The following is a 24,425-nucleotide window of genomic DNA, read 5'->3' on the forward strand; positions in this document are numbered from 1 at the left end:
GGATGGGGACTCGTAGGTGGCTGGAAAAACGACCGCGAGTATAGCCAGCCGCCTCATGCAGCAAAAGCTGGATGACTGCCCCGGCTTGTTCAGGTCTCAGGATGGAACTGGTAATCGCCGAGGTTTTTGGTGCGCTCGCCGTTCATGCGCCGCAACTGCGCCTGCAGGTGCAGGCACCAGATGGGCGGGTCTTCGTTGAGCTGATACCCGTGCAGAGTCAGGCTGTCGACAATGGCATTGAGCACGGACTCGGCCACTTGCGGCCCATGAAACGGCCCCTGGGCCTTTACTGCCGAGGGTTGCTCACCGGCCATGCCGGCGGCGAACAACAATGTCCACATACCGGTATCGCCAGCCAGGGGCCGAATGCTGCATTCGATGCGGGTCACAAGGCCCAGGCACTGACGTGTAAGGCTGAGGTTGCGCATGGCCGCGTCCTCTGAAAGCTCTGTTCAGCCCTGCGAATGGGCTGTCTTCATCCTGAACACTGATAGCGTCCTTGGTTCAGCATAGAAGAGCGCCAGCAAAAGATGGAAAACCGGCGCCGAACGGTAGCCATTGGCCGCCAGCGCCGGTTTATTGACTCAAGCAGGTTTAGCTTGCGCAATTACCTCTTCAAGACGTTCCTTCTCCGCCTTTTCGATATCTTCCTCGCTGATCATCTCGGCAATCTCGCGCAGCCGTTCGACCACGCGCGCATTGACGCTGCCTTCGGTAAACTGTCCTTTCTCGTCAGGCACACCCGCCTCCTCACCTACCAGCAGGCTCAGTGCCTCATCTGCCTGGCTGACCGCATACACGTGGAAAGTGCCGCTCTCAACCGCCTGCAGCACCCGTTCGTCGAGCATGAGCGTGGCCACGTTGGCACGTGGAATGATCACCCCCTGCTCACCGGTCAGACCACGGGCTTCGCAGAGCCTGAAGAAACCTTCGATCTTCTCGTTCACACCACCGACCGCCTGCACTTCTCCGAACTGGTTGATGGAACCGGTGATCGCAAAGCACTGCTTGAGCGGGGTGCGCGAGAGGGCCGAGATCAACGTGCAGGCCTCACCCAGCGAGGCGCTGTCGCCGTCCACGTAACCGTAGGATTGCTCCAGAGCGATGCTGGCCGAGATCGCCAGCGGGAATTCCTGGGCATAGCGACTGCCCAGGTAGCCGGTCAGGATCATTACCCCCTTGGAGTGGATGGGCTGGCCCAGGTTGACCTCGCGCTCGATGTCGACGATACCGCTGCCGCCCGGGTACACGGTGGCCGAGATACGCGCGGGCATGCCGAATGCCGAGTCGCCCACCTCCAGCACGGTCAGGCCATTGCATTTGCCGATGGCCGCGCCCTGGGTATCGATCAGAATGATGCCGGCCAGCATATCGTCCAGCACCCGCTGCGAGACCCGCCCGGTGCGCGTCGCCTTGGCCTTGAGTGCACGTTCGATATGGCCAGCATCGGTCATTTCGTCGTTGGCCAGCTGACGGATGAAGTCGGCCTCGCTGACCAGCTGGAACAGATCGCCGATCCGGGCCGAGAGCCGTGCCTGGTTTTCAGCCAGTCGAGCGCTGTAGGTGGCCAGTCGGGCTACCGCGTCGCTGGTCAAGGGCGCCATGCCCTCCTCGTTGGTACGGGTGCGCAGCAGTTGGGCGAACTGCTCCAGATTCTCGTCGACCATGGGCATGTCTTCGTCGAAGTCCACCAGCACCCTGAACATCTCCTGGAAGTCCGGGTCGTGGTCCTGCAGCGCGTAATACAGCTGACGCGAGCCGATGATCACCAGCTTCACGTTGAGCGCAATTACCTGCGGGGTGAGGCTGACGGTTGCCACCCGGCCCAGTTCGCCCAGGGGTGACTCCATCTTGAGCTTGCGCGATTGCAACGCGCGTTTGAGCGCATCCCAGACAAAGGGCTCGCCCAGCATCTTCTCGGCTTCCAGGATCAGGAAGCCACCGTTGGCCCGGTGCAAGGCCCCTGGACGCAACTGCCGGTAGGAGGTGTAGAGCGCGCCCTGGTCGGTGCTGTACTCGATGCGACCGAACAGGTTGTCGTAGGTCGGATGCGGCTCGAACACCACCGGCGCCCCGCCGTCATGATGATGGCCCACGACCAGGCTGGGTGCGTACTGCTCTTCGAGCATCTTGCGCGCCACGGCGTCAGTCTTGCTGTCTTCGACCAGTTGCTCGACCACCGTGCGCAACAGGTTCAGTTGCACCGATTGCAGGTAGGCACATACGGCAGCGTTTTCGGCGTACTTTTCCGACAACGGTGCCAGCAAAGGCTCAAGCGCCAAGGTGATGGTTTCTTCGTTGAGCTGACGCAACTGGTTGTTCGATTCACGCTTCCATTGCGGGAGGCTGGCCAGCTCTTCGTTCAAACGCTCCTCGAGCAGGGCGATGTCTTCGTGAAACTGTTCGCGCACGTGCTCAGGCAACTGGGCAAACTCAGCCTCATCCAGAGCCTTGCCGTCTGCCATCGGCGTGAAGGCCACGTTGCTGGCATCGCGGTACAGGGCCACGTCCTTTTCCAGCGAAGCGCGCTCGATCACATCCAGGGCGCGGTCGTAGCGCTGGTTGAAGGCGCGGTCGATGGCGCCTTTTTTCTGCTGATACGAGGGGTGCTCGAACACGGCCGGGAACGTCGCCAGCAAGTTGTCGATCAACCCGTTCATGTCGGCGATGAAGTCCCCGGCACTGCCCGATGGCAATTCCAGGGCTCGCGGCTCGCGGGTGTCGTCGAAGTGATTGACGTACAGCCAATCGGATGGGGTCTGCTGACGCTTGCCCTCGGCCTTGAGGTAGCGTTTGACGAACGAGAAGCGGCCGGTACCGGGCTCGCCCATGACGTATACGTTATAGCCGGGGCGCGGCATGGCCACGCCGAATTGCAGGGCCTCGACAGCACGCTCCTGGCCCAGTACGCCGCGGAACGGCTCCAGATCGTCCGTGTTGGTGAAAGCAAACTGCTCGGGAGAGAAACGCCGGGTGAGGGCTTCAGGCGCAAGACGCAGGCGCGCAGCGACAGGATCGGGCATTGGGTTTCCTTACTTCGGCGGGGCAGATACGCAGCATTCTGGCGCTGCCTGCGCGCGGGTTGCAAGGCTCCTGGGGATTTATGTCGCAGGTGCGACGGTGTCTTGTACAAGCAAATTTTTCGCAATCAGTAACGCAACCTTTGGAACATGCCTAAACTCCAACTTGCGCGGGTGGGTGAAATGCTTTCCCGACCTGGCACCCGAGTTGCCAGAAACCTGACCCTTGGTTTAAGTCAAATAGAGAATAAATGCTATGAAACGGATTCTTCTGGGTACTCTGTTCACCGTCGCTTCGCTCAACGCCATGGCCGACGCGCCAGGCGGCCCGAACTGCGGCTGGGGCAACATGCTGTTCGAAGGCCAGCGCGGCACTCCGGCACACTTCCTGGCTTCCACCACCAACGGCACTTCCGGTAACGCCACTTTCGGCATGACCTCCGGCACCAACGGCTGCTCCACCAAGTCTGCACTGACCTACGGCGGCAAATCGTGGTTTGCCATGAACGGCATGATGAACGAGCTTTCCGAAGACATGGCCATGGGTCAGGGTGAAGCACTGACCACCTACGCCGTGGTACTGGGCGTGGCGCCGGAGGACCGTGCGCACTTCGCATCGGTTACCCACGACCACTTCAACCAGATCTTCAGCAGCGCCGACGTCAATGCTGAAACCGTGCACAGCAACACCCTGGCCGTTCTGAAGAACGACCCACGCCTGGCCAAGTACGCTACCGAAGCCTAAACGCGCGTTTCCCGCCCCGGTTCCGGGGCGGGTCTCTCTTTCTTCGGCATCGTCTGGAAGTAGTTGCCCGATATGCTCAAACGCCTTGCCTCTCTGGCGCTGTTGCTCTGCGCCCCTGTTCATGCTGCGCCGATGCTGGATCAAAGCCGTCTCCAGCAGTTGGCCAGTACCCCCTACTGGATTGCTTTGGGCCATTACGAAACCGGCAAGCTCGGTGGCTGGCGCAGCTACGTGGATGATGACGCCTTCTTCCTTGCCCAGGATGGCGCACACCATCCGGACCGAGAGCTGAAAGCGACTGTACAGGCGCTGTATGCCCCGGCAAGCCTGGGCGACAAGCACGCCCAATGTGTATTCCCGGCCCGTACACGCTGGCTCAAAGAGCAACTTGGCCTACAGGATTTGCCGCAACCCCAGTGCCAGGAATTCAAGACCTGGTACCAGTCGATCGACCCGCACAGCGCCGCGTTGATCTTCCCGGCTGCCTACCTGAACAGCCCCTCGTCGATGTTCGGGCACACGCTGCTGCGCATCGACCAGTCCACTACCCGCAGTGACGACACCACGCTGCTCAGCTATGCGATCAACTTCGGCGCGTACATCGAAGGCAGCGACAACAGCATTCTGTATGCCTGGAAAGGGTTGGCCGGTGGCTATCCCGGGCTGTTCGCGCTGATGCCCTACCAGGAGAAACTGTCGGAATACCGCAGCCTGGAAAACCGCGACCTGTGGGAATACCAGCTGGACCTCACGCCAGAAGAAACTGGCCGCATGGTCGAGCACGTCTGGGAACTGAAACAGATTCAGTTCGACTACTTCTTCTTCGACGAGAACTGCTCCTATCGCCTGCTGGAGTTGCTGCAGGTGGCTCGGCCAGGCCTGGACCTGACCTCGCAGTTCCCGCTGACCGCCATACCGACCGACACCGTGAAGGCGGTGAAGCAATCGGGCTTGGTCGCCAGTGAAATCTACCGGCCATCACGCGAACGCGAACTGCTGGCGCGTGCTGAGCCACTGGACCATGACGAGAAACGCCAGGTGCTGGCTGTAAGCGCCGACACGGCGCAATTGCAAAGCCCCGCATTCAAGGCACTGCCCCGTGAGCGGCAGGCCTTGGTACAAGACGCCGCCTACCGCCTTGAGCGCTACCGAGCCAATGGCCAGGAACGTGACCCCGGCCAAGCCAAGCGCAGCTTCGAATTGCTACGCGCGATCAACACCAACCCGCCGCCGCCGTTGGCCATCGAGCGCCCGGGCTTGCCCGAGGACGGCCATGATTCGCGGACCTGGCAATTGGGTGTGGGCACTCGCCAAGACCGCGCCTATGCCGAGTATGGCCTGCGCATGGCCTACCATGATCTCAACGACAACGCCTACGGCTTCCCATTGGGGGCGCAGATCGAGATCCTGCAACTGAAAGTGCGTCAGTACGAAGGCAATGACTGGCAAGTGCAACGCCTGGACCTGGCAACCATCCGTTCGCTGACACCGCGCAACGAACTGCTCAAGCCTTGGTCGTGGCAAGTGGCCGGCGGCCTTGAGCGAGTGCCGGGCAAACACGATGACGAGGTGCTGGTGAGCCACGTCAATGGTGGCGCCGGTGGCACCTGGCAGTTGGGTGATGACCTGCTGGGCTTTGCACTGGGCACGGTCCGTGTAGAACACCACAACGACTTCGCGCAATTCATCGCGCCTGCCGCAGGTTTCAATGGCGGGCTGCTGTGGCGCAATGGGCTTGGCAACATGACGCTGGAGGCCAAGGGCGATTACTTCACCAATGGCGAGGTGCGCCGAAGCGTCAGCCTGAACCAGCAGTGGGAAATCAGCCAGAACCTGGGGCTGCGCCTGAGTGCCTCGCGCCAGTTCAGCCACCTGTCCACAGCGCAGAACGAGGTGATGCTGGAAGTGAAGTGGTATCACTATTGATGGGCTGGTTTGTTGCGAAAGTGTTCATGTTTACAGCGGAACTGCGGCCAGTGGCCCGCCTCGACCAGTCTTTGACACGGTTTTGACAGCACGCCCACAACTGGCCTTCTAGACTTTACCTCGATGGCATGAGGGCAAGGTCTATGGGGCGGTTCTGGTGGGGTCTGTGCGTGGTGATGCTGCTGTCGGGGTGCGAAACGACTCACGAGCAGATGCTTGGCCAAGGGTTTCCCCCTGCCTACGCCGATGGCTTCGAGGACGGGTGCAGCAGCGGCCGTCAGGCCGCGGGTGTACCAGCAGGTGATTTTCGCAAGAACGTGCCGCGCTATCTTCAAGAACGGCAGTACGAGTCTGGCTGGGACGATGGCTTTCGCCAATGCCAGGCCATGCAGGAGCGCGCCGAACAGCAGCGCTACCACGAGCGTTTCTGGGACGAACAGGACCGTCAGTGGCAGCAGGAGAAAGACCGCGGCGCCGCCCGCGCCTGGCGCTGAAGGTGTCGCAGCTGGACATCGCTTGAAACCCTGCCCCTGCCATGATGGTCTTCTGCACAAGGAGGCACTCATGAGCCGAGCATTCGTCAACGAAGACCAAGCCGCCGCCCAGGCCGACCAACCGGTCGAGCGGCGTGTCAGCGACCAGCGTAATTACGTCACCGCCAACGGCCTGCGCCAGCTGCAACGGCGCCTGACCGAACTCAATACGTTGCGCAGTGAATTGCAGGCTCAGGGCGAGCGTGCCGACAAACAGCGGTTAGCCGAAGTCGAGCGGGATCTGCGGTATTTCGCCGCCAGGGTGCAAAGTGCCCAGGTGGTGCCGGCAGCTCTGTCCACCGAAAAAGTGCAGATAGGCAGCCGCGTCAGGTTCATCGACGATCAGGACCAGGAACACTTGGTGTGCCTGGTTGGGGAAGATGAGGCTGACGCGGCACGTGGCCTGATCAACTGGGGATCACCTCTGGGCAGGGCCTTGCTGGGCGCAGCCCCGGGAGATGAAGTGACATGGCGCCGGCCTGTCGGTGAACAGGCCATCGAGATCATCGAGATCGAAGCGGCGGGCCAATAACCCACCGCAGCCGGCCCGGCGAGGCCGCTCAATACCCGAGTAGCCGGCGATGGGCTGCGAAGCCTCACCCAATCAGACGACCCCCTGGGCCAGCATTGCATCAGCCACCTTCACGAAGCCCGCAATGTTGGCCCCTTTCACATAGTTGACCCGGCCATCGTCCTGCGCACCAAAGTGAACGCAGGCGTGGTGGATCGACTGCATGATGCCATGCAGCTTGCTGTCCACTTCGCCGGCAGTCCACAGCAAGCGCATGGCGTTCTGCGACATTTCCAGGCCCGACACCGCAACGCCACCGGCGTTGGACGCCTTGCCGGGCGCATAGAGGATGCCCGCCTCGAGGAAGATGTCCACAGCCGCCAGGGTCGTCGGCATGTTGGCGCCTTCTGCAACGCAGATACAGCCGTTGGCCAACAGCGCCTTGGCATCCTCGATGTCCAGTTCGTTCTGCGTCGCGCATGGCAGCGCGATGTCGCAGGCCAGGCTCCACGGCGCCTGGCCCTTGCGGAACTCCAGGCCGAACTCCTCGGCCAGCTCGCTGATGCGGCCGCGCTTGACGTTCTTGAGGGTCATCACCGCTTCCCACTGCGCGTCGGTGAGGCCCGCTTCGGCGTACAACGTGCCTTCGGAATCGGACAGCGAGATCACCTTGCCCCCCAGGTCCATGACCTTGCGCGCCGCATACTGCGCGACGTTGCCCGAACCCGAGATCGCCACGCGACGACCGTCGATGCGCTGGCCCTGGCGCTTGAGCATCTCCTCGGCAAAATACACACAGCCATAGCCCGTGGCCTCCGGACGAATCAGGCTGCCGCCATAGGTCATGCCCTTACCGGTCAGCACGGAGGTGAACTGGTTGGCCAGACGCTTGTACTGACCGAACATGTACCCAATCTCACGGGCGCCTACCCCGATATCCCCGGCCGGTACATCGCAGTCGGCGCCGATGTGACGGTACAACTCGCTCATGAAGGCCTGGCAGAAGCGCATCACTTCGGCGTCGCTCTTGCCCTTGGGATCGAAGTCAGACCCACCCTTGCCACCGCCCATGGGCAGTGAGGTCAGGGAATTCTTGAAGACCTGCTCGAATGCCAGGAATTTCAGAACACTGAGGTTCACCGAAGGATGAAAGCGCAGGCCGCCCTTGTAAGGGCCAATGGCGCTGTTCATCTGGATACGGTAACCGCGATTGACCTGGACCTTGCCCTGATCGTCCACCCACGACACCCGGAACAGCACTGCACGCTCAGGCTCGACCATGCGTTCGAGAATGCCCGCTTGCAGGTAGTGCGGGTTGGCTTCCAGAAAGGGCCACAAGGTGCGCAGCACCTCTTCGACAGCCTGGTGAAACTCCGGTTGGCCAGGGTCCCGCTGTTGCAGGCGTGCAAGGAAATTGTCGACGGATTCGATCATGGTAGACATCTCACCAAGAGGATTGGACTTATTGGTTTTTCCCGAATGTACCAAGAAGCAATTGCCCTGCAATAGGGCGAAATGTCGTTTTATTGAAATAATTTGGTGCGTTTTATGTAAATGTATACAAACCTTCGGGAAAGATGGCGGCGATCGTTCAAGCAACACGCGTGAGATACAAGGCGCTAGAAGATCTGCCGTAGGCCCTCACGACCTGCCGACAGGATCGTGCCAGGTTGTGCTACACGCACGAAAATGGGGCCCCTGAGGGCCCCATTTCTGTGCAGCAAGATCTGGCTTATTGCGCCAGCTTCTTGTGCCGCACACGGTGCGGCTGTGCAGCGGCGTCGCCCAGGCGCTTCTTGCGATCGGCTTCGTACTCGGTGTAGTTGCCTTCGAAGAACACCACGTTCGAGTCGTCCTCGTACGCCAGGATGTGAGTCGCGACGCGGTCCAGGAACCAACGGTCGTGGGAAATCACGATAGCGGCGCCGGGGAAGTCCAACAGTGCCTCTTCCAGGGAACGCAAGGTTTCGACGTCCAGGTCGTTGGACGGTTCGTCGAGCAGCAGGACGTTGCCGCCCTCTTTCAAGGTCAGCGCCAGGTGCAGACGGCCACGTTCACCGCCCGAGAGGTCCTTGACGAACTTCTGCTGGTCGCCACCTTTGAAGTTGAAGCGGCCCACGTAGGTACGCGACGGGATTTCGTAGTTGCCGATACGGATCATGTCCGAGCCGTCGGAAATCTGCTGGAACACGGTCTTGGCACCGTCCAGGTCCTCGCGGCTCTGGTCGACACAGGCCAGTTGCACGGTTTCACCGATCTCGATGCTGCCCGAATCCGGCTGTTCCTTGCCCATGAGCATGCGGAACAGGGTGGATTTACCGGCACCGTTACCCCCGATCACGCCCACGATTGCACCCTTGGGCATGGCGAAGGACAGGTTGTCGATCAAGACGCGGTCGCCATAACCCTTGGTCACGTTCTTGAATTCGATGACCTTGTCGCCCAGGCGCGGACCGGCCGGGATGTAGATCTCGTTGGTTTCGCTGCGCTTCTGGAATTCCTGCGACTGCAGTTCTTCGAAACGCTGCAGACGTGCCTTGGATTTGGACTGGCGAGCCTTGGCGCCTTTGCGCACCCACTCCAGTTCTTCCTTCATGGCCTTTTCATGGGCGCTTTGCTGTTTGGATTCCTGGGCCAGACGGTCGGATTTGGCTTCCAGCCAGCCCGAATAGTTACCTTCATAAGGAATACCAGCGCCGCGGTCGAGTTCCAGAATCCAGCCTGCGACGTTGTCGAGGAAGTAACGGTCGTGGGTGATGGCCACCACGGTACCGGGGAAGTCGTGCAGGAAGCGCTCGAGCCAGGCGACCGAGTCAGCGTCCAGGTGGTTGGTCGGTTCGTCGAGCAGCAGCATGTCGGGCGCCGACAGCAGCAGACGGCACAGGGCGACACGGCGCTTTTCGCCACCGGAAAGGTGCTCGATGCGTGCATCCCAAGCCGGCAGGCGCAGCGCGTCGGCGGCCACGTCCAGCTGGCGTTCCAGGTTGTGCCCGTCGGCGGCCTGCAGGATGGATTCGAGCTTGGCCTGCTCGGCAGCCAGCTTGTCGAAGTCGGCGTCCGGCTCGGCGTAGGCCGCGTAGACCTCGTCAAGGCGCGCCTGGGCGTCCTTGATGACGCTGACGGCTTCCTCGACCACCTCACGGACCGATTTGCTCGGGTCCAGCTGAGGCTCCTGGGGTAGGTAGCCCACGTTGATGTCAGGCATCGGACGGGCTTCGCCGTCGAATTCCTTGTCGACGCCCGCCATGATCCGCAGCAGCGTCGATTTACCCGCGCCGTTGAGGCCCAGCACGCCGATCTTGGCGCCAGGGAAGAACGACAGGGAAATGTTCTTCAGGATTTCCCGCTTCGGCGGCACGACCTTGCTCAGCCGATGCATGGTGTAGACGTATTGAGCCAAAACCAAGCCCTCTAATTCAGATAGGTAAAGACATCGACGATCGCCCCAGCGGGTCGGCCAGGGTCGGGTGTCGTTGAACAAAGTGGACCATTCTACGCCAACGCGCAGTATTTGATAGGAGGCGCCGAGCGCAACAACGCGCCGGCATCACGGCGCTGTACACGCCTGGATCTGCCGGCGGTGCAGGCTTGGAACGGTCGTCGAGCAGCAGCGATCATGCCCTGCGGCCGCGCCTGGTGAGCAGCCCTTGCTCAGACGTGACGCTGGCGCACCTTGCCCCGTGGCAGTCGGCAACGGTCGCCTTGCTCGGCCAGGCGCGCCGCCCAGGCGGACTTGACGCAGAACCCGCCCGAGCGCGCAGGCTGCGCAGCGCCGACACGGTTATCAGAGGTGCCGGACGTGACCGATGCCGCCGTCGGCGCATGTGGGGCGGCGCCAACCACTGCAGCTGGGACGGGAGCCTTGGCAGACTTGCGCAGCTCGGCCAGCGACGGCGCCTTGCTTTTGGTAGAAGTGGCTGCCTCGGGCTTGGCCAGTGAGCGCTGGCACGATTTGCAGGACACGTCCTCGGTCACGGCAGAGCTGACAAGGGTCTGACTGCTGCGCCCACAGGCGGAATCGAGGCCATTGATGGAAAAATGAGTAACCAAAACCGAACATCTCCCAAGCATTGTCATGTAAAGCGGGCGGTATTCTCGCACAGCAGGCATGCGCTTGCCGAATAGGGGCGGTCAGAAGCATGAATGGCACTGGCACTTTGCCATAATGCGAGGCATGCTAGCCGGTTTCGAGTGGTCGGCTTATAGTGCGCCACCGCGCATCGGTTACCTCATAAAAAAAGCATACGCCATGCCCGCCCCCTCCCTGCCATCGCCAGGCCCATCGCAGGATCGACGCTTGATCACACTCACTCCACCGCCGTCATCGCGTAGCGTGTCCAAGGCGCCCGCTGCCAGCCTGCGCGGGTCGATCAAGGGTGCGCTGGCATTGCTCGCCCTGATTCTGCTCGGGCTGCTTCTTTGGCAGCTGTTCGCGCAGTTCAGCCTGACCCAGGCCGAACTGCGCAACAAGCGCCTGGAAGACACGACCGAGCTGGCGGACCACCTGGGTCTGAACATGGCACTCAAGGCGCAGCAGGCGATCAACCTGCTCCAGCCCTACCCAACCGTGGCGGCATCGGCAGCTGGGCCCCTGGTGGTCACGCTGCGCGAGCGAGTGCCTGCGCTGCGCAGCGTGGTCTGGATAGACGATGCCGGGCAGATCGTTGCCGACAGTGCACCTGCCAGCGACGACCACGCAGTCATCGGTGAGGTGCTGAGGCTCAACCAGGAGCGGCCCTATTTCTTTACCAATGCGTCCAGCAACGCCAACGTGTACCTGTTGCTGAGCCAATCACCAGGCCAAGGCCATTGGCTACTGCGCTTGTCGCCTGATTATTACCGCGCGCTTACCGGCCATCTGCACGAAGCTGACCATCTGCTATGGCTGCTGGAAAACAGCCGTACAGGCGAGGTGCTGCAACGCGACCTGGCCGCCGAGCGCCCCGACGCGCCCTTGCAGAGCGTCATGCTGGCGTTCATCGACAACAGTGCCTGGCAACTGCGCGGCCTGTTCGACGCTGACCGGGCGCGCAATGACCTGCTGCCTGCCTTGATAGGCAAATGCCTGCTGGTGCTGTTCTGCGCCCTGCTCCCAGTGCTGGCGCTGGTCAACATGCGCCGCCGGCAGCGGGCCCTGCAGGAAGACCGCAGGCGTTATCAGGAGATCTTCGAAGGCACAGGTGTGGCCCTGTGCGTGCTGGACCTGTCCAGTTTGCCCGGCCAACTGGACCGCTATCACGTGCGCAACCGCGCCGCGCTCAAGCACAGCCTGATGCTGGACCCTCACCTGCGCCGCTCGCTCCTGGCGCAACTGAAGATCACCGAAATCAACCAGGTAGCGCGCCAGTTGCTTCAAATCGAAGACCACCAGCAGGCCTGGCAGCGCCTGATCGACGACAGCGGTGACGGCCAGGACAGCGTTGGCATGCAACTGCTCGAGGCCTTGATCGACCAACGCCCGTCCTTGGAGCTCGAGGTGCGCCTGCCTGCTCCGCATGGCGACGCACTGCACTTGTGGCTCACAGCGCGCCTGCCGCAATTGCGCCGCAACTACCAGGCCGTGATCCTCAGCATCAGCGACATCACCAGCCGCAAGAAGGTGGAGCTGTCGTTGCTCGAGCGCGAGCGGTTCTGGTCGGACGTGGTGCGTACCGTACCGGATCAGCTCTACGTCCAGGATATCCACAGCCAGCGGATGATCTTCAGCAACCGCCACCTAGGCCAGACGCTGGGGTATGACCGCACGGAACTGGCCCGCATGGGCGACCGCTTCTGGGAGCTGCTGCTGCACCCCGAAGACGCCGCGCATTACCAGGACCTGCGCCAACAGCAGCTCGACAACGGCCATGACTTGCCGCTGCACTGCCAGCTGCGTTTCCGGCACCATGATGGCAACTGGCGCTGCTACGACATACGTGAGCAAGTGCTGGCTCGTGACGCCGACGGCCGGGTGACGCGCATCATCGGTGTAGGCAAGGACGTGACCGTACAGATCGAGGCGAGCCAGTCGCTGCGCGACAGCGAACAGCGCTATCGGATGCTGGCCGAAAGCATCAGTGACGTGATCTTCTCCACCGACAGCCAGCTCAAGCTCGACTACGTAAGCCCCTCGGTGCAAAGCGTGCTGGGCTATCACGCCGACTGGATCTTCGCCAACGGTTGGCATTCGATCATCGCCAACCCCGCCCAGCTCACGGGCATCTACGGGTTGATGGAGCGGGTAAGCAAGGCGATGGACGACCCGGCTCAACTGGCCGAACTGCGTGGCCAGTTGCCGACCCAGCTGTTCCTGTTCGACTGCCTGCGCGCCGACGGCCGCAAGATCCCCATCGAGTTGCGCCTGGTACTGGTCTGGGATGACGACCAGCGTTTCGAGGGTGTACTGGGAGTAGGTCGCGATATCAGCCAGCAGCGCCGTGCAGAGAAAGACTTGCGCATGGCCGCGACGGTTTTCGAGCACTCGACCTCGGCCATACTGATCACCGACCCTGCCGGCTACATCGTGCAGGCCAACGAGGCATTCAGCCGGGTCAGCGGCTACGCGGTCAGCGAGGTGCTGGACCAATTGCCGAGCATGCTGGTCATGAACGACCAGCAGCAGGCGCACCTGCGCTACATCCTCAAGCAGCTCAACCAGCGTGGCAGCTGGGAGGGCGAGGTGTGGCTCAAGCGCCGCGATGGCGATCACTACCCGGCCTGGGTAGGCATCACTGCCGTGCTGGACGATGAAGGCGACCTGGCCAGCTACGTGTGCTTCTTTACCGACATCAGCGAGCGCAAGGCCAGCGAACAGCGCATTCACCGCCTGGCCTACTACGACGCACTCACGCACCTGCCCAACCGTACGTTGTTCCAGGACCGGCTGTACAATGCCCTGCAGCAGGCCGAGCGGCAGAAGGCCTGGGTGGTGTTGATGTTCCTGGACCTGGACCGTTTCAAGCCTATCAACGACTCCCTTGGCCATGCCGCGGGCGATCGCATGCTCAAGGACATGGCGCTGCGCTTGCTGGCTTGCGTAGACGAGGACGATACGGTCGCGCGCATGGGCGGCGATGAATTCACGCTGCTGCTACAGCCCCGGCCTACCCGCGAGCTGGCGTTGAACCGCGCCATTCACGTGGCTGAAAACATCCTCGGCAGCCTGGTCAAGCCGTTCGTGCTGGAGAACCGCGAGTTCTTCGTCACGGCCAGCATCGGCATCGCACTCAGCCCGCAGGATGGCGGCGAGTTGAGCCAATTGATGAAGAACGCCGACACCGCCATGTATCACGCCAAAGAGCGCGGCAAAAACAACTTCCAGTTCTACCAGGCCGAGATGAACGCCAGCGCCCTGGAGCGTCTGGAACTGGAAAGTGACCTGCGCCATGCCATGGAGCAGAACGAATTCATTCTGTATTACCAGCCGCAATTCAGCGGCGACGGCAAGCGCCTGACCGGTGCCGAGGCACTGCTGCGCTGGCGGCACCCCACCCGCGGCCTGGTGCCACCGGGCGACTTCATTCCCGTCATCGAAGAACTGGGCCTGGTGGTGGACGTCGGTGATTGGGTGCTGCGCGAAGCCAGCCGTCAGCTGAAGGCCTGGCACAAAGCCAAGGTGCGTGTGCCGAAAGTGTCGGTCAACATCTCCGCGCGCCAGTTTTCCGATGGTCAGCTGGGTACGCGGATCGCCAACATCCTGGAAGAAAGCGGCCTGCCACCGGCGTGCCTTGAGCTTGAGCTGACCGAAAGCATCCTGATGCGCGAAGTGAACGAAGCGCTGCAGATTCTGGCCAGCCTCAAGAACCTGGGCCTGAGCATTGCAGTGGACGATTTCGGGACCGGCTATTCTTCGCTCAACTACCTCAAGCAGTTCCCGATCGATGTGTTGAAGATCGACCGTACCTTCGTCGACGGCTTGCCCGAAGGTGAGCAGGATGCGCAGATCGCCAGGGCGATCATCGCCATGGCCCACAGCTTGAACCTGGCGGTCATCGCCGAAGGCGTCGAGACTCATGAGCAACTTGAGTTCCTGCGTGAGCACGGCTGCGACGAAGTACAGGGCTACCTGTTCGGACGACCGATGCCGGCGCATCAGTTCGAGGCACAGTTCGCCAATGAGACGTTGTTCATGTTCAATTGAGCCGCCCTTGACTCTGCCTTCGCGCTGCGGTTGAAACGGCAGCGAGGCCTCTCACGTCTGGTCGCGCACCACACGCAGGCAACGCCAAAAACCGGACCTGAAAGTCAACTCGAATGCCCGCCCAGCCCAGCAACGGCGCGGGATGCAACATGAGCCCCACTGGTCCGCGACTTGATGCCACTTCATATGCCAGCGGCGGGTCAATGGGGTAGAATGCCCACCCACTTCACCCCCGATCCTTGAGGACCGCCATGTTCAGCCGTGATTTGACCATTGCCAAGTACGACGCCGAGCTCTTCGAAGCCATGCAGCAAGAAGCCCTGCGCCAGGAAGAGCATATCGAGCTGATCGCCTCGGAAAACTACACCAGCCCGGCCGTCATGGAAGCCCAGGGTTCGGTACTGACCAACAAGTACGCCGAAGGCTATCCAGGCAAGCGCTACTATGGTGGCTGCGAATACGTCGACGTGGTCGAGCAACTGGCCATCGACCGCGCCAAGCAACTGTTCGGTGCCGACTACGCCAACGTCCAGCCGCACGCTGGCTCCCAGGCCAACGCCGCTGTCTACCTGGCCCTGCTGTCGGCCGGTGACACCATCCTGGGCATGAGCCTGGCCCATGGTGGTCACCTGACCCACGGTGCTTCGGTCAGCTCGTCGGGCAAGCTGTACAACGCCGTACAGTACGGCATCGACGGCAATGGCCTGATCGACTACGACGAAGTCGAGCGCCTGGCGGTCGAGCACAAGCCGAAGATGATCGTTGCCGGTTTCTCGGCGTACTCCCAGGTACTGGACTTCGCCCGCTTCCGCGCCATCGCCGACAAGGTCGGTGCCTACCTGTTCGTCGACATGGCGCACGTGGCGGGCCTGGTCGCCGCCGGCGTCTACCCTAACCCGGTGCCCTTCGCCGACGTCGTCACCACCACCACGCACAAGACCCTGCGCGGCCCGCGCGGCGGCCTGATCCTGGCTCGCAAGAACGAAGAGATCGAGAAAAAGCTCAATTCCGCGGTCTTCCCAGGCGCCCAGGGTGGCCCGCTGGAGCACGTGATTGCAGCCAAGGCCATCTGCTTCAAGGAAGCTTTGCAGCCAGAGTTCAAGGCCTATCAGCAGCAAGTGGTGAAAAACGCCCAGGCCATGGCCAGCGTCTTTATCGAGCGTGGCTTCGACGTGGTATCCGGTGGTACCGAAAACCACCTGTTCCTGCTGTCGCTGATCAAGCAGGACATCTCGGGCAAGGACGCTGACGCGGCCTTGGGCAAGGCGTTCATCACCGTCAACAAGAACTCGGTGCCGAACGACCCACGCTCCCCGTTCGTCACCTCGGGCCTGCGTTTCGGCACCCCGGCCGTGACCACTCGCGGTTTCAAGGAAGCCGAGTGCCGTGAGCTGGCTGGCTGGATCTGCGACATCCTCGCCGACCTGAACAACGAAGCGGTGATCGACGCCGTGCGCGAGAAGGTCAAAGCCATCTGCAAAAAGCTGCCGGTGTACGGCAACTGATCGCTGATCGCTAACTGGAAAGCCCGGCCAGGTGCCGGGCTTTTTTGCATCCTGCGTTAGGAACCCGTTCCGGTTATCCCCTGTGCGCATCAGCATAGATTTCTGAGTTCGTCCCTGAAACATTGGAGGCATGCGATGACCCACAGCGTGGAGACTCACATACGCGTCTAGCGGTAACACGTTTAATCTGGTCCAGCAGGAAGCTGGGCTTGTTGCGATGCGTGTCCAATCGTCTGCATGCCTGTGCTGACGGCCACGCACCCGCTTTCCAACTCCCCAAGCCAGGCACAGACCCTGGCTATTGGAATTGCCTGGATTCGATACAGTAAGTCAGCAAGTCCTGGTCACTGTCGACATTGAGTTTGCGCATCGCCGACACCTTCTGCGCGCTGACTGTCTTGTTGCTGCGCGACAGTTGCCGGGCGATATCACCTACGGTCATCCCAGTGACAAAGAGCCGGATGACCTCGAGTTCTCTGGGGGACAGCTGATTGAAGCGTGCCTCGACCTTCACGGCTTCGCGCACCACAGATGTGGGTGCCGGCAATGGGCTTCGGTACCGCCGCCGCTTGCGGATGGCACTCAGCGCTTTTTCGATTTCATCATGCAGGTGATTTTTCTGAATGACCCCTGCCACACCCAGTTCCTGAAGCCGGGACAGAATCAACCCGTTAGAAATCATGGTCAGAATGATGACCTGGGTGTCCGGGAAGTGACGCAAAATGTACTCGATAAGTTTGAAACCATCCCCGTAGGTGCAATCCCCCGGCATATTGAAGTCGGTGATCAAGGTGCGAGGGTTGTGCAGGCGCAGTTGATCGATCAATTCAGATGAGTTGGTGGCTTGACCGACGACTTTATAACGCCCGATGCGTTGAATGACTTCACGCACCCCCAGCAGAACGATGGGATGATCGTCAGCGATGACAACCTTGTGATGAGGCATGCAGAAATACTCCAATAGGGGACAAGGCTCATCCGGGAATCTCGTCTGACAAGCGTTGCGCGACCTGGGCAAGCCGCTCGCACAGCGCACGGACTTGCCCGCCCAGGCGTGCGTCCAGCGGCAGTTCCTGCAACATGTTTTCCAGTCGCTGGCATGCGGTGTACAACGCGGTCGCGTTGATGCTGGCCAATGCACCGCTCAAACTATGCAACCGTTGTTCGACCAGAACTGCATCGCGCTCGATCACCCCCTTTTCCAACTGTTCGATGTCGCTTGCCAACGTCTGGGCAAGCAATTGGCGCATGGGCTGGGACAATTGAATCCAGCCTGAAAAATCCTCACTGCCCGGGTCGGTTGCAGCCTGAGTACCAGTCGATCCAGGGCAGTGGTTCATCAGTACCTGCCGCAGTGCACCAAGGCTCAGAGGCTTGACGATCCACGCGGTCATACCCGCTTGCAGGCAACGCTCACCTTCTTCGCGCAGCGCATTGGCGGTGATGCCGATGATGGGTACGTCCACGCCTGCCTCTCGCAGCGTGCGGGTCAGCGCGTAGCCGTTCATTTTGGGCATGTTGATGTCGGTGATGACCATGTCGAAACGCTTGGCGTGCCAGAGTTGAAGTGCCTGGTGGCCATCAGCCGCGACGGTTGGGTAAGCCCCGATGGCTTCGAGCTGCTCACGCATGACCGCCTGGCTGACTGGGTTATCCTCAGCCACCAAAACGCTCAACTTCAATGGTGCAGACGGCGCCTGCGACCCCTCTTTTTGCACAGGCACCACGGTCGACGAGGAGGCTACAACGGGCAGGCGTATGAACAGTGAGAAGCTGCTCCCAAGGCCAGGCTCACTGACCACGCGCATGGTGCCGCCCATCGACTCACTCAAGCGTGAACAAATGGAAAGCCCGAGCCCGGCACCTCCTCCTTCCTGCCCTGCCGATACCTGGTAGAACGGTTTGAACAGATGCTCCAGGGCCTTTTCGGGAATCCCTTTTCCGGTGTCCGTCACCTGCCATTGCAATAACACATCCTGATCGCTGCGCTCTTGAACGATCAAGCGCAGGCGTACGCGTCCAGAGGGGGTGAACTTGATCGCGTTGCCTAGCAAGTTGTGCAGGATCTGCCTGATCCGCCCGGCATCCCCTTCTACCTGTGCAGGCACATGGGCGTCTATTTCAGCTTCAAGCTGCAGCCCTTTACTTTGAGCTGTGGCTTCGAAACTGGCCTGTGCGTCGTCGACCAGCTGACGCGGATCGAAAGCGGCATGCTCGAATGCCATCTGCCCAGACTCGATCTTGGTCACATCCAGAACGTTACTGATCAGCTGGAACAGCACTGTCGACGAGTTTTCGATGATTTGCAGGTAATGCCGCTGGCGCTTACTGAGCTCGGTCAGCGAGAGCAGTTCAAGATTGCCCAGCACACCGTAGAGCGGGGTTCTAATTTCATGGCTCATGGTGGCCAGGAAAACGGTCTTGGCCTCATTGGCAGCCGTTGCACGCTGGTGGGCCTGGTTGAGCTGCAATTGCTCGTCGACGTGGCGGGTGATGTCATTGCAGCCGCAGAGGAACACGTCTTCTCCGTCGTAACGGGTAGCGACCGCTACCACCTGGACGTAACGCCCGTCTACCTGCAGGCACAGTTCGCCCGGCGCCTGGTCGCCGTGGTTATCACGCAGCAGTTGAAGCACCGCTGCGGTAACGCCCAGTTGTACTGCGCACTCGTTTTCCAACAACACCCTGTGATCGTGGCGCCTCACAACGCACAGCCCGACCGGCACGTTGTGAAGGATGATGCGGCTGAAGGCCTCGCTTTCCGCCAGCCGGACTTGAGCTCGCTGAGCGGGTCGAACGATGCGCGACTTGTACCAGTGATTGACCCAGAGCCCTAGCAGGATCGCAGCGATGATTGTCAACGCCAGGCCAAGCAGAGGCCATTTGGCGTAGCGCAGAAAGTCCCCGTAGCTGATGGCATACAGCCCAGTCCACGCGTCTCCCGACGACGACATCATCTTGAAACGCAAGCCGCTCCGGTTGAAGCTCAGGCCAAGCGGGGCCAGATCACCCTTGCCGCGCTCTCCCATCAAGACCTTGCCATCTGGGGAAATCAGGGTGAACTGGTTGTAGACCGATAGCCTGAGCACACGCTCGAATTCATCGACCTGCTCCGTATCCATTACCGCAGCCAAAACCATTTCCCTATCGCCCGTCGCACTCGGCTTGAGGGTGTGCTCGGGCGCCAGCTTCAAAAGTGCGACCATGCGCAGGTTGTCGTTGTAAAGGCGCGCTGGCGCTCGCACCCAATGGACACGCTGGTCGGGCAGCATGTCGGGTTGAGCCAACAAGTGCACCAAGCGATCGACCACGGTTACATAATGGCGAGGCAGCAGCGGCTGATGCTGACGCTGGTCGCCAGCAGCGGGCACGGCAATGCTTGCGCCCGCTCCCCGTTCGAGCACGAACAGTTGTGGCGATGCGTAGAACGAGCGGGCCCAGAACCCCCCGTAGTAGTCGGTCAGACGCAACCCCAACCCCAAGGCGCCGCGTATTTCCTGGTCCCGGAAATCGCCGGTGTAGGCCAGGGTGAAGGGTAAGGAAAGTTCGAATCCCTTCGCCTTGAGCAGTGTCTTGCCGTCGATGCTCGTTGAATCGAGCATTGTGACACCCTGCTCCACGGGTGGAGGAAGCTCGCCACCGGCTGGCATGCTGTTGGCCAGATTCTGCAGGAAGATCTCGTGCTCATGGATGATTTCGATCACCCGGGCAAAATGCAGCTCCAGCCGCTGCTGCTCCGATTCAAGCAGGCGCGACACTGCCCAGTAACACGTACTGGACAACAGCAGCATGAGCCCGCTGAGCAGCAGGATTGCCTTGTTCAGGCGCTGAGAGCTGCGCGCAAGTTTGTCCATGCGCAAGCTTGCATTTTTCATGGTGTTGATCGTCGACATCACTCTATGAAGGTGAGAGTGCTCCAACAGACACAAAATTCATGCCATATAGCGACATATTTACGTAGCTGAAACGTTTATTCGAGCATCCGATTCTTTATTCAACGCTCTGCCCGTTTAGCAAATAGAGCATGTTGTCTCGGTCCACGGCTGGAGAGATGATGAACCCCTGCACCTGGTGACACTGGGCCTTGCGTACAACTTCCAATTCCTCTCGCGTTTCAACACCTTCTGCTACTGTCACCAGCCCCAACGCGCGCCCGAGGTGGACGGCACTGGCCAAGGCGATGGCCATGTCGGGGTTGCATGCACAACCACTGACCAAGGAGCGATCAATCTTCATTTCGGTGAAAGGCGTGGAGATCAGGTTGGAATAGGAACTGTACCCTTTGCCGAAATCATCCTGCGCCAGGCCGAAGCCCATCATGCGCAGCCGGCACGTCCCTGCAAAGTAATCGCTGGAGCGCCGGGTGGTCGACGTTTCTGTCAACTCGAAGGTGATGGTCCTGGGGTCGGCGCCTCGTCCTCGAACCTTTCGGTGCAGCGTGTCGACCAGATCGGGACGGTCCAGCAGGTGCGTGGGCAGATTGATCGAGACCGGTAGCCTGTATCCTTCTGCGGCCCAAAGCGATTGAGCGCTAAGCGTTTGCTCAAGCATGTTGCACAGCAGCGGCAAATCAAGCCTTGCAGCCTCCAAATCGGGCAGAAATGCCCGCGGCAGCAAGAGACCTTCGGCTGGATGCAGCCATCTGGCCAGGGCCTCGGCACCGACGATCCTGCCGTCGAGCAGGGATTTCTTGGGCTGAAACCACGCCTGTATCTCGCCCGCCTGCAGTGCACGGGTAAGCGCGCTGGCCGAATGACCACCGGAACAGGATCGAGGTTGCAAGTGGCCTTGAGCGCAGGCGCTATCCATGTAGCGACGCAGTGCAGCGACATGATGCGCCTGCACGGGCTTGCTGATCATGCCGGCCAGGCGAATACCGAGGTTCTCGGCGACCTTGCCAACGCCGGCGAGCACGCGCGCAGAAGCCGCGGTCATCAGCCCCAGCGCCGGAGGCGTCGGTAGCAGGCTCATCTTCTGGATGAACTGTACGCCGTCCAATTGCGGCATCATCAGGTCAGTGACGACAAGGTGGTAGGCCTGGTTGCGCAACTGCTCGATCGCCAGGTTGGCATCGGCTTGCAGCGCGACGTCGAACCCACCGACGGACCGGAACAGCTGTGCCAGGTGCTGGTGTTGAAAGGGGTGATCCTCGACGATCAAAACGCGATAGATCATCAGGCCGCGCCCTTACGGTACGGCAGCAGGCACTGGTAGAGCGCGTGCAACGTGAAGGGTTTGACCAGAAACTGGTCCATTCCGGCGCCCAGGCAACGCTCCGCCTCATCGAGCATGGCGTTGGCGGTTGCGCCCACAATGGGGATGGCATGGCCCTGTTGCCGCAGGTGCTGCGCCAGCTGGTACCCGTTGATCCTGGGCATGTTCACGTCGGTCAGCACCAGGTCGAAGACTTCCTTCTGACACAGCGCCAGCGCTTGCTCGCCATCATTGGCAAGAGTGACCGTGCAGCCGAGCTTCTCCAGTTGATCCCGCAGGATCAGCTGGTTGATGACATTGTCCTCAGCCACCAGCACATGAATGCACAGTTTGGTTTCGATCATTGCTTGACGGGCTGTGGCGCTGTGTCGGGCCTCGATGCCCTGGGCCTGGCTCACCGCCTGGTTAAGGCACTGAAGATTGTTCAGCCCCACCTGCCAGTATTGAGTCGAAGGGCGAGAAAGCGCGTGCTCATCGGCGCAGGCCAATACCAATGGGCCAGGCCATTGCCTGATGACAGCCGAGCTGGCAGGCCCTGGACATAACTCGACCAGTACGATGCCCGGCTCATGACGGACGTCCGGCACGCCAATCGCCTGCGCCCGGGCACCCCAGCGACGCAGCCACCCAGCGGCATGATCGGCCAGTTCGGGAACAGGTGAATAAACCATCACGCCTTGGTTGAGCAATGGCTGGGCCCAGCTCTGATCTTCATCGAGCGCCAATTGCCCGAGCGGCAGCGTGAACGAAAAGCTGCTGCCCAGGCCCGGCTCGCTGAACACACGAATCGACCCGTTCATCAACTCGACCAGCCGCTTGCAGATGGACAGGCCCAGGCCGGTCCCTGCCACCGTGTTGGTACTGGGACCACTTTGAAAGAAGGGCTCGAACAGGTGCTGCTGGTCCTGCTCGGGGATGCCCTGCCCCGTGTCCACTACCTGCCAGCGCAGCATCATGCGCTCCCCTTCGATCCCAACCAGGTGAAGCCTGACCATGATTCGGCCACTGCGGGTGAACTTGACCGCGTTGCTGAGCAGGTTGCCAAGGATCTGGCGGGTACGCGTCGTGTCGCCCAATACCTGCTCAGGAAGCTGCGGGTCCATGCAACTGAGCAACTGCAACCCTTTGGTGTGCGCAGCCCCCATATAGCCCTGCATAACGTCCTGGGTCAGCTCGACGGGTGAGAACGCACTGACTTCCAGCGCCAGTTGCCCGGCCTCGATCTTGGACACATCCAGCACATCGCAGATCAGCTGCAGCAAGGTGGCCGATGAGCCTTCGATGGCATTGAGGTACCCCCTTTGCTGGCTATCGAGGTGGGTGCGCGAAAGCAGTTCGAGCGTTGCAAGCATGCCGTAGAGCGGTGTGCGGATTTCATGGCTCATGGTGGCCAGAAACAGTGTTTTCGCTTCATTGGCAGCATCGGCCAGCGCCCTGGCCTGTTGCAGCGAAAGCTCGGCGGTTTTTCGTTCGGTGATGTCGCTGAAGGCGCAGATCAGAACATCTTCGCGTCGATAGCGGGTAGGTGCATAACTCAGACACAGGTGACGACCATCGGCCATTTGCAGCTCTTCTGTGCAACTGGTCTGCGCAGGCTTGCCAAACGCACGGGTAATCCAGTCCTGACAGGCTCGGGTTCGCTCATCGCCCATTACAAGCCACTGCTCGCTCAGCCGATTGGCCAACACCACCGCACCGTCACGACGACGCAATACACACAGCGCAACCGGGGCGGTGCGGATGACGGCACTGCTAAACGCTTCGCTTTCGACCAATGCCTCGATTCGAGCAGCTGCCGGGCGGATGAGTCGCAAGTCGACCCGGCGGACCAGCCACAGCATCAGCAGTGTGACGGCGACACTGATCAATACTGCCAGCCCGAACGGCAGAATCAGCACTGGGACGATAGAGGCCAAGGGTGTGCTGTAGATGATCTGCCAGTCCGAATGGTCGAGCTGTTTGCGAATGCTCAGGCGGTCTGGGAGCCAATAGCCGCCTTCCCAACCGAAACCATCATCCACGTGCGTTGCCGTATGGCGCTGGGAAGTCAATTGCTGCTCGCGGTCCTTGCTGGCGATGATCTGGCTTGCACTGTCGACCAGCTGGAATTCACCCGCCTGCTCATGGCGCAACGCTGCCACCAGCTGCGGGCCCTCTACTTCAAGCCCCAGCCAACCTGAAGCGCGGTCGCGCTCATCCATGGCAATGAAAATGTAGAGCGAGGGCGGTTTATCGTCTCCAGGGTCCGCCAGCCAGATTTGCTCGTTTCCTGGTTCGCCAGTCGATCCGCGCAGGCGTTGCAGCACGGCGTTGGGAACCTGGGGTGGGACCTCGGGCCGGCTGTAGAGCCACTGCACCGACGCATCCAAAGCGTGCGGCACGTATACCAGGTTGGTCTGCTTGGTGCGCAAAAAATCCAGCATGCGCGGCGTCAGCCACAAGCTCCAGGTACCGCTGGGCTGACGGAGAACAATATGGACTTCCTCGCCCGGAATGTAAGTTTCGCTATCGCTGGCAGTGGCAGCGTGCTTGACCGTCGAGAGCCCCAGCGACTTGAGCAAGGTCTGACGGCTGACAAAGAAATCCTGGGCGTTGAAGATGGCCTCGTTCATGTACCTGCGCCGGGACGAAATCTCCTCGTTCAGGGTCATGCGCATGTAACCGTAGGCGCCGACATAGACACCCGCTACGAGGGTGATCGCAAACAGGCGTAGAAGATTACGCGCTGCAATAGGCGTTGACAGGTTCCACTGGGCGGCAGGTAACAGGTTGGCTAGCTTCATGCAGCCAGCCTAGGGGCGGCACCGACAGACCTGAATAGGACGAATCTCAATCTGGCGATACGCCACGTG

General features: G+C 60.9%; 15 protein-coding genes. 6 read left to right on the top strand and 9 right to left on the bottom strand.

The genetic code is table 11. The features are described 5' to 3' along the window. Positions 1–89: 89 nt before the first annotated feature. Both B2J77_RS17670 and B2J77_RS17675 read right to left on the bottom strand, forming a co-directional pair. The gene (locus B2J77_RS17670; RefSeq protein WP_027915475.1) at positions 90–428 is read right to left on the bottom strand and encodes a hypothetical protein; all 339 of its coding nucleotides are present in this window, start codon (positions 426–428) and stop codon (positions 90–92) included. Between the two features lie 156 nt (positions 429–584). Continuing rightward, positions 585–3,023, bottom strand: a complete 2,439-nt coding sequence (locus B2J77_RS17675) for a Lon protease family protein (RefSeq protein ID WP_058603100.1) — start codon at positions 3,021–3,023, stop codon at positions 585–587. Between the two features lie 253 nt (positions 3,024–3,276). Between B2J77_RS17675 and B2J77_RS17680 the strand changes: the two genes are divergently transcribed. The 4 genes from B2J77_RS17680 (at position 3,277) to B2J77_RS17695 (ending at position 6,756) form a co-directional block, all read left to right on the top strand. After that, positions 3,277–3,765: a DUF3015 domain-containing protein gene (locus B2J77_RS17680; RefSeq protein ID WP_023533283.1), complete on the top strand. Its 489-nt coding sequence runs from the start codon at positions 3,277–3,279 to the stop codon at positions 3,763–3,765. A 72-nt stretch (positions 3,766–3,837) separates the two neighbouring features. Continuing rightward, positions 3,838–5,691, top strand: coding sequence for a DUF4105 domain-containing protein (locus tag B2J77_RS17685; RefSeq protein ID WP_058638613.1), 1,854 nt, complete (start codon positions 3,838–3,840; stop codon positions 5,689–5,691). Positions 5,692–5,834: 143 nt separating this feature from the next. Continuing rightward, entirely contained in the window at positions 5,835–6,185 is a 351-nt protein-coding gene (locus B2J77_RS17690) for a hypothetical protein (RefSeq protein ID WP_078479115.1), read from the top strand. A 70-nt stretch (positions 6,186–6,255) separates the two neighbouring features. Then, complete coding sequence (locus tag B2J77_RS17695) at positions 6,256–6,756, top strand: GreA/GreB family elongation factor (protein ID WP_058638615.1); 501 nt, start codon at positions 6,256–6,258, stop codon at positions 6,754–6,756. A 72-nt stretch (positions 6,757–6,828) separates the two neighbouring features. On the opposite strand, the gene gdhA is transcribed toward B2J77_RS17695, so the two are convergent. The 3 genes from gdhA to B2J77_RS17710 all read right to left on the bottom strand — a co-directional run bounded on the left by gdhA (position 6,829) and on the right by B2J77_RS17710 (position 10,785). Next, positions 6,829–8,169: an NADP-specific glutamate dehydrogenase gene (gene gdhA / locus B2J77_RS17700; protein ID WP_078479454.1), complete on the bottom strand. Its 1,341-nt coding sequence runs from the start codon at positions 8,167–8,169 to the stop codon at positions 6,829–6,831. Positions 8,170–8,467: 298 nt separating this feature from the next. Continuing rightward, the gene (gene ettA / locus B2J77_RS17705) at positions 8,468–10,135 is read right to left on the bottom strand and encodes an energy-dependent translational throttle protein EttA (protein WP_023533201.1); all 1,668 of its coding nucleotides are present in this window, start codon (positions 10,133–10,135) and stop codon (positions 8,468–8,470) included. A 251-nt stretch (positions 10,136–10,386) separates the two neighbouring features. Continuing rightward, the gene (locus tag B2J77_RS17710) at positions 10,387–10,785 is read right to left on the bottom strand and encodes a hypothetical protein (protein WP_078479116.1); all 399 of its coding nucleotides are present in this window, start codon (positions 10,783–10,785) and stop codon (positions 10,387–10,389) included. Between the two features lie 199 nt (positions 10,786–10,984). On the opposite strand from B2J77_RS17710, the gene B2J77_RS17715 reads away from it, so the two are divergent. Together B2J77_RS17715 and glyA are read left to right on the top strand one after the other, a co-directional pair. Continuing rightward, positions 10,985–14,854, top strand: coding sequence for an EAL and GGDEF domain-containing protein (locus tag B2J77_RS17715; RefSeq protein WP_078479117.1), 3,870 nt, complete (start codon positions 10,985–10,987; stop codon positions 14,852–14,854). Positions 14,855–15,105: 251 nt separating this feature from the next. Then, complete coding sequence (glyA, locus tag B2J77_RS17720) at positions 15,106–16,359, top strand: serine hydroxymethyltransferase (protein ID WP_023533265.1); 1,254 nt, start codon at positions 15,106–15,108, stop codon at positions 16,357–16,359. Positions 16,360–16,657: 298 nt separating this feature from the next. Here glyA and B2J77_RS17725 read toward each other — a convergent pair whose 3' ends face one another. From B2J77_RS17725 to B2J77_RS17740, 4 genes are all read right to left on the bottom strand, one after another. Next, positions 16,658–17,305 carry a response regulator gene (locus B2J77_RS17725; RefSeq protein ID WP_058638618.1) on the bottom strand — a complete coding sequence of 216 codons (648 nt, stop codon included), beginning with the start codon at positions 17,303–17,305 and terminating at the stop codon, positions 16,658–16,660. Between the two features lie 28 nt (positions 17,306–17,333). Beyond that, on the bottom strand, positions 17,334–20,234 hold the full coding sequence (locus B2J77_RS17730) for a hybrid sensor histidine kinase/response regulator (protein ID WP_078479455.1): 2,901 nt from the start codon (positions 20,232–20,234) through the stop codon (positions 17,334–17,336). A gap of 115 nt (positions 20,235–20,349) precedes the next feature. Beyond that, complete coding sequence (locus B2J77_RS17735) at positions 20,350–21,537, bottom strand: EAL domain-containing protein (protein WP_153302518.1); 1,188 nt, start codon at positions 21,535–21,537, stop codon at positions 20,350–20,352. Continuing rightward, on the bottom strand, positions 21,534–24,356 hold the full coding sequence (locus tag B2J77_RS17740) for an ATP-binding protein (protein ID WP_078479119.1): 2,823 nt from the start codon (positions 24,354–24,356) through the stop codon (positions 21,534–21,536). Before B2J77_RS17740 ends, B2J77_RS17735 begins: the two co-directional genes overlap by 4 nt. Between the last annotated feature and the right edge of the window lie 69 nt (positions 24,357–24,425).

Source organism: Pseudomonas parafulva (genome assembly GCF_002021815.1).
GTDB classification, from domain to species: Bacteria; Pseudomonadota; Gammaproteobacteria; order Pseudomonadales; family Pseudomonadaceae; genus Aquipseudomonas; species Aquipseudomonas parafulva_B.